At 59.0% G+C, this 8337-nt stretch carries 9 protein-coding genes; 7 read left to right on the forward strand and 2 right to left on the reverse strand.

The features are described 5' to 3' along the window. The coding region (locus tag OQK_RS22405; RefSeq protein ID WP_038861569.1) for a HupE/UreJ family protein at positions 1 to 549 on the reverse strand (549 nt) is incomplete at its 3' end. Between the two features lie 513 nt (positions 550 to 1062). Here OQK_RS22405 and OQK_RS22410 point away from each other — a divergent pair. The 3 genes from OQK_RS22410 to OQK_RS30160 are packed head-to-tail and all read left to right on the forward strand — an operon-like array spanning position 1063 to position 2586. Then, complete coding sequence (locus OQK_RS22410; RefSeq protein WP_016774379.1) at positions 1063 to 1362, forward strand: metal-sensing transcriptional repressor; 300 nt, start codon at positions 1063 to 1065, stop codon at positions 1360 to 1362. A 7-nt stretch (positions 1363 to 1369) separates the two neighbouring features. Next, complete coding sequence (locus tag OQK_RS22415; protein ID WP_016774380.1) at positions 1370 to 2506, forward strand: nickel/cobalt efflux transporter; 1137 nt, start codon at positions 1370 to 1372, stop codon at positions 2504 to 2506. After that, the gene (locus tag OQK_RS30160) at positions 2503 to 2586 is read left to right on the forward strand and encodes a YHYH domain-containing protein (RefSeq protein ID WP_238537280.1); all 84 of its coding nucleotides are present in this window, start codon (positions 2503 to 2505) and stop codon (positions 2584 to 2586) included. Before OQK_RS22415 ends, OQK_RS30160 begins: the two co-directional genes overlap by 4 nt. 84 nt (positions 2587 to 2670) lie before the next feature. Here OQK_RS30160 and OQK_RS22420 read toward each other — a convergent pair whose 3' ends face one another. Then, the gene (locus OQK_RS22420; RefSeq protein WP_016774381.1) at positions 2671 to 3033 is read right to left on the reverse strand and encodes a DUF6124 family protein; all 363 of its coding nucleotides are present in this window, start codon (positions 3031 to 3033) and stop codon (positions 2671 to 2673) included. Between the two features lie 546 nt (positions 3034 to 3579). On the opposite strand from OQK_RS22420, the gene OQK_RS22425 reads away from it, so the two are divergent. The 4 genes from OQK_RS22425 to OQK_RS22440 form a co-directional block, all read left to right on the forward strand. Further along, the gene (locus OQK_RS22425; RefSeq protein WP_038861570.1) at positions 3580 to 4902 is read left to right on the forward strand and encodes an APC family permease; all 1323 of its coding nucleotides are present in this window, start codon (positions 3580 to 3582) and stop codon (positions 4900 to 4902) included. 134 nt (positions 4903 to 5036) lie between these two features. After that, positions 5037 to 5663, forward strand: a complete 627-nt coding sequence (locus tag OQK_RS22430; RefSeq protein WP_016774383.1) for a TetR/AcrR family transcriptional regulator — start codon at positions 5037 to 5039, stop codon at positions 5661 to 5663. A 324-nt stretch (positions 5664 to 5987) separates the two neighbouring features. After that, on the forward strand, positions 5988 to 7097 hold the full coding sequence (locus OQK_RS22435) for an efflux RND transporter periplasmic adaptor subunit (protein ID WP_038861572.1): 1110 nt from the start codon (positions 5988 to 5990) through the stop codon (positions 7095 to 7097). Further along, the coding region (locus OQK_RS22440; protein ID WP_038862072.1) for an efflux RND transporter permease subunit at positions 7094 to 8337 on the forward strand (1244 nt) is incomplete at its 3' end. The genes OQK_RS22435 and OQK_RS22440, both read left to right, overlap by 4 nt.

The raw sequence follows: 8337 nt of genomic DNA on the forward strand, positions 1-8337 counted from the left end.
GTTCGGAATCAGGCCGTCTGGTGAGATCTCGTATTCCTGAATCTTGGTCGCCAAACCAAAACCGTGGAGCAGGCCGAAGATCAGCGTGGCCACTTTGGTATTGGGTTGGTAACCGAACCAGCGCTGGAATGCGCCGAGGTTATCGAGGGCTTTGTACACCACCGAAAAGCCGATAATGGCGTCGATGATGTAGGAGCTGATGCTGATCTCGGCCAGCACGCCAAGCAGCAGCGTGATCGAGTGGCCTACGGCGAACAGCGTGACGTAAAGGCCAACATCCTTCAGGCGGTAGAGAAAGAAGATCACCCCGAACAGAAACAGCAGGTGGTCGTAGCCGGTCATCATGTGCTTGGCGCCCATGTAGATGAAGGGCAGCAACATGACACCTGAGCTTTCCTGGATGAAACCTTTGTCGCCTTCCGCAACAGCGTGAGCCATCGCCTCGGGTGTCCCGAGTAAAAGTGCAGCGACAAGTAAAAACAACAGCAGTAGCGGGCGGTGCGAAGGCGCAGTAAATACGCCTGTGCCGCTCATCGAGTGCGAATGCATGGGGCAATCCTACGTTGCAATGATCGTGGGCCGCATTGCGGCCGTGGTCAGGATGCGAACGAAGGGCGAGGTGGGCGCTCAATCAAAAATATCGGCGGCAGAGGAACCGAGTGTCGAAGTGCATCGACCCGGATCGATGGCATCGGCGATGTCGCCAACATCAACGCGGCTGTGAGTTGCGGCGTTTCGTGCTGATGATCAGGGGTCAATGGCGGGTGATAGTGTTCTGAAAAGCTTGAGTGGCTGGATGACGACTCTTCGCCGTGAGAATTGTGGACGTCCTCAGCGATCTCCCAGGCTGGCTGCCCCGAGGTGACTGACAACGAATAGGTATGCCCGACCCAGGCCATGAACATGGCGAGAGCAAGCGCGATTACTACCGTCGTTGTCAGTGTTTTGCTGTACATGGTGTTAAAGGTTTCAACTCGTTGACCGGGCGTTCAAGCCATTTGCCTAATCCCCCCTGGGGGGATACGATTCCAGCGTAATTCATCGAGCCCTGAGACTCAACTCATGAGTGAACACGAACACGACCACAGCCATCCCCACACCCACCAAAGTCATGAGGCGATCATCAAACGCCTCAAACGGGCGGACGGGCATTTGCGCGGCATCATCACCATGATCGAAGAAGGGCGTCAGTGCGTGGATATCGCCCAGCAGCTTCATGCGGTTGAGAAAGCGATTTGCCAGGCCAAACGCACGCTCATCCAGGATCACATCGACCACTGCCTCGAAGATACCGTTTCGGCGCTAGGCAATGGCGAGCGCGCACCGCTGGAAGCCTTCAAACAAATCACCAAGTACCTTTAGGTCTGACATGCCCGATTTCGCTGAACTGTTGCAGCAAGGCGGGGCTCACGCCTGGCTGTATTTCCCGAGCGCGATTCTGCTCGGCGCCTTGCATGGCCTGGAGCCAGGTCATTCGAAAACCATGATGGCGGCCTTCATCGTGGCCATCCGTGGCTCGGTCAAACAGGCTGTTTTGTTGGGGTTGGCCGCAACGCTTTCGCACACCGCCGTGGTGTGGCTGGTCGCCATCGGCGGCATGTACCTGGGCAAAGGTCTGGACGCTGAAACCACTGAGCCGTATTTCCAGCTTGCGTCTGCTGCACTGATCATCGCGATCGCCCTGTGGATGCTGTGGCGTACCTGGCGCGGTGAGCAGATGTTCAAGTTCGAGCAAAGCGATGATCACCATCACGGCGAACACGACCATGGTCATCATGATGAAACGCACCGAATAGATACTGGCAATGGCCGTGTTGAACTGTCGATCTTCGAGGAAGGCATGCCACCGCACTGGCGCCTGAAGACCCTGAGCGGACACGCCTGGGCAGCCTCGGATGTTCGCCTGACCACGACGCGTCCGGACGGCAGCAGCCAATCGTTCGCTTTCGTCGAGCATGAAGGCTTTCTGCAGTCGACGGTGGATATTCCGGAACCGCACGAGTTCAGCGCTCGCTTGAGCCTTGGACATGCCGGGCATTCGCATGATTACGACCTGACGTTCCAGGAGCATGATCACGGGCATGCGCATTGCGAACTCGAAGGCCTGGAGCTGTCGATTGATGGCTATCAGGATGCGCACGAACGTGCTCATGCCAACGACATCCGTAAACGCTTCACCAACCGCGAAGTGACCACGGGTCAGATCGTCATGTTCGGACTGACTGGCGGCCTGATTCCCTGTCCGGCTGCCATCACTGTCCTGTTGCTGTGCCTGCAAGTCAAAGAGGTCGCGCTCGGCGGCATGCTCGTCCTGTGTTTCAGCATCGGCCTGGCGCTGACTCTGGTCACTGTCGGTGCCGCTGCGGCCATTGGTGCCAGACAGGCTTCCAATCGCTGGCCGTGGCTGGGAACCGTGGCGCGCCGCGCTCCTTACCTGTCCAGCGTGCTGATCATTGGCGTTGGCCTGTATGTCGGCTTCCATGGCTGGATTGGCCTGAGCGCATAAGACCCTTTGCGCACAGCGGTGGCACTGATGCAAAGGGTTGCCATCGCAACCATAAAACCAACGACTACCACTGCCACTGACGAGCAAAAAGCCCAGCGCAAGGCTGGGCTATCGAGGCGCGAGCGAAGAGGGCGAGGTATTAGCGAACGCCTGCATCCGCAGAATTACTCGACCGGCACGACGTTATCCAACGCCTGATTAACCGCCAGTTCGCCGAGCATGACGACCTGCGCGATACCTTGCAGTGTCTTGCGCGCAGATCCTTCAACCATCCCGATCACATCACTCAACATCACCGAAGCCGAGCCCAGTGATTCGCTGGCGTTGACCAGCAACTCTTCGGTGGCGATTTTCGGGTTGGCGAGGAACATGCTGCTGGTTTGGTAGGGCGTGGTTTTGAAGGTGTCGGTGGGTTTGAGGTAGTGGTCGAGGGCGCGGTCGGCGGCTTCGTGGAGTTTTTTTGAGTCGAGTGATTCGTAGGGGGAGGTTGCGTCTGACTGTGGCGGGTTGGGCGTGACTTTGAACATGGTGAAGCTCCATATGTGACCAAGGGAGCCATCACTCTCGCTACCAAACGAAGGGTGGTGGCCATACGAAGGTTGGTAGACCGGCCCACATGGAAAAACCGGCGCGCTCGAAAACGCCCTGCGCATGGCCACCATAAAACCGATGCGAAAGCATCTGCATAGGATGACGTTATGCGCCATGTGGAAAGCGGGCTACCAAACCCGATCACTGTTTTCAGTGACCGGCCAACGATAGAACCACGGCCCGAGGCGCACAAGCCGGCGGATTCTGGCGTAGTCGTAGGCAATGGCGCAAGGCGTTGTAGCTTGCTGGAATAGTCTGGATGTCGGTTTTAAACGGGGTGTTTAGGGAATTGGTTTTGGCTGAGTTTTTGTGTTGATCGAGCTGGGGTCTTCGCGAGCAGGCTCGCTCTTACAGGTGTCGAGTTGGCAATGTTTATAGCGTCGTGCCGACAAGCCCCATCACACATTTTGAACTTTGCTTTCGGCGCCATTTCCATTGTTTGAGGTGACAACCCTCCAGCTCCTACCCACCTGAATCAAGGAATGACCGTGACGGCTCCCACTCATAAACCTGCTCTGCGCCGGGCAATCACTTTTCCGATGCTGTTTCTGTTCATTCTCGGCGATGTACTCGGCGCGGGTGTTTACGCCCTCGCCGGAACCATTGCCGGGGAGGTGGGCGGCGCGATTTGGGTGCCGCTGCTGATCGCGTTGTTCTTCGCCATGTTGACGGCGGGTTCCTACGCAGAGCTGGTGACCAAATATCCCCACGCCGGCGCGGCTTCGGTGTTCGCGGAAAAGGCCTTCAAGTCGCCGCTCATTTCCTTCCTCGTCGGTTTCTGCATGCTGGCGGCTGCGGTCACCAGCGCTGCGGGTTTGTCGCTGGCGTTTGCTGGTGATTACTTGAACGCCTTCGTCGACGTATCGCCGCAGATTGCCGCCCTGGTGTTTCTCCTGGCGATCGGCCTGCTCAACGCGCGGGGGATCAAGGAGTCGCTCGGGGCGAATCTGGTGATGACCGTGATTGAGCTGTCCGGGTTGATTCTGGTGATCGTGGCTGCGGTCTGGTATTTCCGCACAGGCGAGGCGGATCTGGGGCGGACGCTCACGTTCAAACCGGGCGTCAGTCCCGTGCTGGCGGTGCTGGGGGCGGCATTGTTGGCGTTCTATTCCTTCGTTGGCTTCGAAACCTCGGCCAATCTTGCGGAGGAAATCAAAGACGTGCGCAAGGTTTACCCGCGTGCCTTGTTCGCGGCTTTGCTCACCGCTGGCGTGGTTTACATGGCGGTGGGTGTGGCGGCTTCTTCGGTGTTGCCTACCGAGAAGTTGGTGGCAACGTCGGCGCCTTTGCTCGAAGTTGTCCGCGCATCGACCCTCGCAATCCCGCTGGCGCTGTTCTCTTTTATTGCGCTGATCGCTGTGGCCAACGGTGCGTTGTTAACCATGATCATGGCCAGCCGATTGACCTATGGCATGGCGAATCTGGGGCTGTTGCCGGGTGTTTTGGGTGCGGTGCTGCCTCAGCGAAAAACTCCATGGGCTGCCATTGTCGCAACAACCTTGGTCGCCATTGCCCTGACACTCACAGGGACGCTGGCAACGCTGGCAGAGACGGTGGTGTTGCTGTTGCTGTTCGTTTTTCTGAGTACCAATGTGGCGGTGCTGGTTCTTCGTCGTGACAGGGTCGAGGAGGATCACTTTCGCGTACCGACCTTCGTTCCGGTGCTCGCGATCGTGTCGTGTCTGGTGCTGCTCAGTCAGCAGGGCTGGGAAACGTGGTTGCGGGCGGGGGCGCTGATCATTGTCGGGATGTTGCTGCACGGCTTTTCTCGTATCAATTTTTCCGCGATCAGTAAGGCCGGGTAGTGCAGCAGCTTGGGGAATTGGTGTTGTTTGGGCGGGCGTATTCGCGAGCAGGCTCGCTCCCACAGTGGATGGGTGGTGGTTTTCAGAATGAGTCACACGTTGTCAGTCGGCGGGCGGGTGAGTAAGCTGCCGACATGAATCAGTCCTCAGTTTCCCCATCCTTCCCCGGCCCGCGTGGTCCCGTCGATCACGACATTCGTGATCAGATTGTCGCGGCGGCCAACGAGCATTTCAGCCAATACGGCTACGCCAAGACCACGGTGTCCGATCTGGCCAAGGCTATCGGTTTCTCCAAGGCGTACATCTATAAATTCTTCGATTCCAAGCAGGCGATAGGCGAAGCCATCTGCGCGAACTGCCTGGGCCAGATCGTTGCGGCGGTCGAGCAGGCGATCAACGAAGAAGACCTGACGCCAACCGAGCGTTTCCGTCGCTTGGTGAAAACTGTGATCGCCACGGGTGTGAATCTGTTCTTCAACGATCGCAAACTCTATGACATTGCCGCGTTTGCAGCGGGTGAGAACTGGCCAAGTGCGCAGCGTTACGATGCGCAGATCAAGCGCTTCATCACCGACATTGTGCGAGAAGGGCGCGAGGCCGGTGAGTTCGAGCGCAGGACGCCGCTGGACGAGACGGTCGAGTCGATCCACTTGGCGCTGCGGCCCTTCGTCAATCCACTGATGCTGCAACACAATCTGGATTTCATCGAAGTGGCGCCCACGCTGACTTCGAACCTCATCTTGCGCAGCTTGATGCCTTGACCCTCTGCTGATCCGAATACTCGGATGAGTCGCCCCAACCCCATCCTGTTCCTGACGCAACGACATTTCCGCTGTTCTGATCGTGACTCTTGACTGGCATGGTCACTATGGCAGCATGGCCGCCGCAGTTTGGTTATTTCAGTGCTGCGTACCAGGGTTCGTACAGCGCGAAATACAAGAACAGCGCCAGCGGGCTCGGTACTTCTGTCAGCTATCGCTTCTGATTCAGCGCTGAACATCGGGCCGGTGACTCTGTGACTGTTGACGATATTGGTCACAAGACTGAGAATATGATGATCATCCTATTTTCAGTGAAGGAATTCCATGCGCCGGCTCCGACCTTTTCCCCTCGCGGTATGTTTGTTGCCCTTGGTCCTGACGGCGTGCGGGGATTCCTCCAGCGCAAAAGATCCACGTACCTTGGCGCCGATTGTCAGATCGGCAACGGTGCAACCGGCAGAAAATGGGTCTCGATCATTCACCGGCGTCGTCGCTGCGCGCACCCAGAGCGATCTGGGCTTTCGCGTTTCGGGCAAGGTGCTCGAGCGTCTGGTTGATACCGGGCAGACGGTCAAGCGCGGCCAGCCACTGATGCGCCTCGACCCGATCGACCTCGGCCTGCAGGCGCGAGCCCAGCAAGAAGCGGTGAGCGCCGCTCGCGCCCGAGCCATACAGACTGCCGGTGACGAAGCGCGCAATCGCAAACTCGTCGCCGCCGGCGCTATTTCGGCATCGGCCTACGATCAGTTCAAAGCCGCAGCCGACACCGCCAGAGCGCAGCTCAATGCCGCTGTGGCGCAAGCGGACGTAGCGCGCAACGCCTCGGGCTACGCGGTTTTGCTGGCGGACGCTGATGGCGTGGTGGTGGAAACCCTCGCCGAACCCGGGCAAGTCGTCAGCCCGGGACAACCGGTGGTGCGACTGGCGCGGGCCGGTCAGCGGGAGGCCATCGTCCATCTGCCCGAAACCTTGCGCCCCGCGCCGGGCTCAACCGCTCAGGCAAAACTGTATGGCGATACGTCGGCTGCCGTGAGCGCAAAACTGCGTCTGCTTTCCGATTCGGCCGACAGTACCACTCGTACGTTTGAGGCGCGCTATGTGCTCGAAGGCAAACTGGCCAATGCCCCGATCGGTTCGACAGTCACCCTTGATATCGCCCAAGGTTCTGTACCAAAACAGGTGCTTAAGGTGCCCGTCGCCGCGATCTACGACCCGGGCAAAGGCCCCGGCGTGTGGGTCATCGCCGGCACTCCGGCGAAAGTGAGCTGGCGCCCGGTCGAGGTGCTGGGCTTGAGCGATGATTCGGCCCGTGTCGCTGGCCGGCTCAACGTCGGTGAGCCGATTGTCGCGCTGGGCGCGCATCTGCTGCGCGATGGCGAAGAAGTGCGCTTGCTTGCCCGCGACGATGGCCAGATTGCCGGGGGTCGTCCATGAGCGAGGGCCGGTTCAACCTTTCTGCTATCGCCGTGCGCCAACGTGCGATCACGGTGTTTTTGATTTTTCTGATCGCCGTTGCCGGCGTCCTTTCGTTCTTCAAATTGGGCCGGGCGGAAGATCCGCCGTTCACGGTCAAGCAGCTAACAGTGATTACCGCGTGGCCGGGGGCGACCGCGCAAGAGATGCAGGATCAGGTCGCCGAACCCCTCGAAAAACGCTTGCAGGAACTGAAGTGGTACGACCGCTCGGAAACCTACACGCGACCGGGACTGGCATTCACCATGGTTTCGTTGCTCGACAGCACACCGCCGTCGCAAGTGCAGGATGAGTTCTACCAGGCACGGAAAAAGCTCGACGACGAAGCAATCAGGCTGCCGGCGGGTGTCATCGGGCCGATGGTCAACGACGAGTTCTCCGACGTGACCTTCGCGCTGTTCGCCTTGAAAGCCAAGGGCGAGCCGCAGCGCTTGTTGGTGCGCGACGCGGAAACTTTACGCCAGCGCCTGTTGCATGTGCCTGGCGTGAAGAAGGTCAACATCATCGGCGAGCAGGCCGAGCGGATATTCGTCTCGTTTTCCCATGATCGCTTGGCGACGCTGGGCTTGTCGCCACAGGACATCTTCGCCGCGCTGAACAATCAAAACGTGCTGACCCCCGCCGGATCGGTCGAAACCAAAGGGCCAGAGGTGTTTTTGCGCGTCGATGGCGCGTTCGACACGTTGCAAAAAATCCGGGACACGCCGGTGGTGGCGCAGGGGCGGACACTCAAACTGTCTGACGTGGCCACGGTCGAGCGCGGCTACGAAGACCCGGCAACTTTCCTGGTGCGCAGCAACGGCGAAGAAGCGTTATTGCTCGGCGTGATCATGCGCGAGGGCTGGAACGGTCTCGATCTGGGCAAGGCGCTGGATGCCGAGACAGTCAGGATCAACGGGGAAATGCCGTTGGGCATGACGCTGTCGAAAGTCACCGATCAGGCGGTGAATATCGACTCGGCGGTCGGCGAGTTCATGGTCAAGTTCTTTGTCGCGCTGCTGGTGGTCATGCTCGTGTGCTTTCTCAGCATGGGCTGGCGCGTCGGCGTGGTCGTCGCAGCGGCGGTGCCGTTGACCCTGGCGATCGTGTTTGTGGTGATGGCGGCGACCGGCAAGAACTTTGACCGGATCACCCTCGGCTCGCTGATTCTGGCGCTCGGGCTGCTGGTCGATGACGCGATCATCGCCATTGAAATGATGGT

It is taken from the genome of Pseudomonas sp. R62 (genome assembly GCF_000257605.1).
Taxonomy (GTDB): domain Bacteria; phylum Pseudomonadota; class Gammaproteobacteria; order Pseudomonadales; family Pseudomonadaceae; genus Aquipseudomonas; species Aquipseudomonas atacamensis.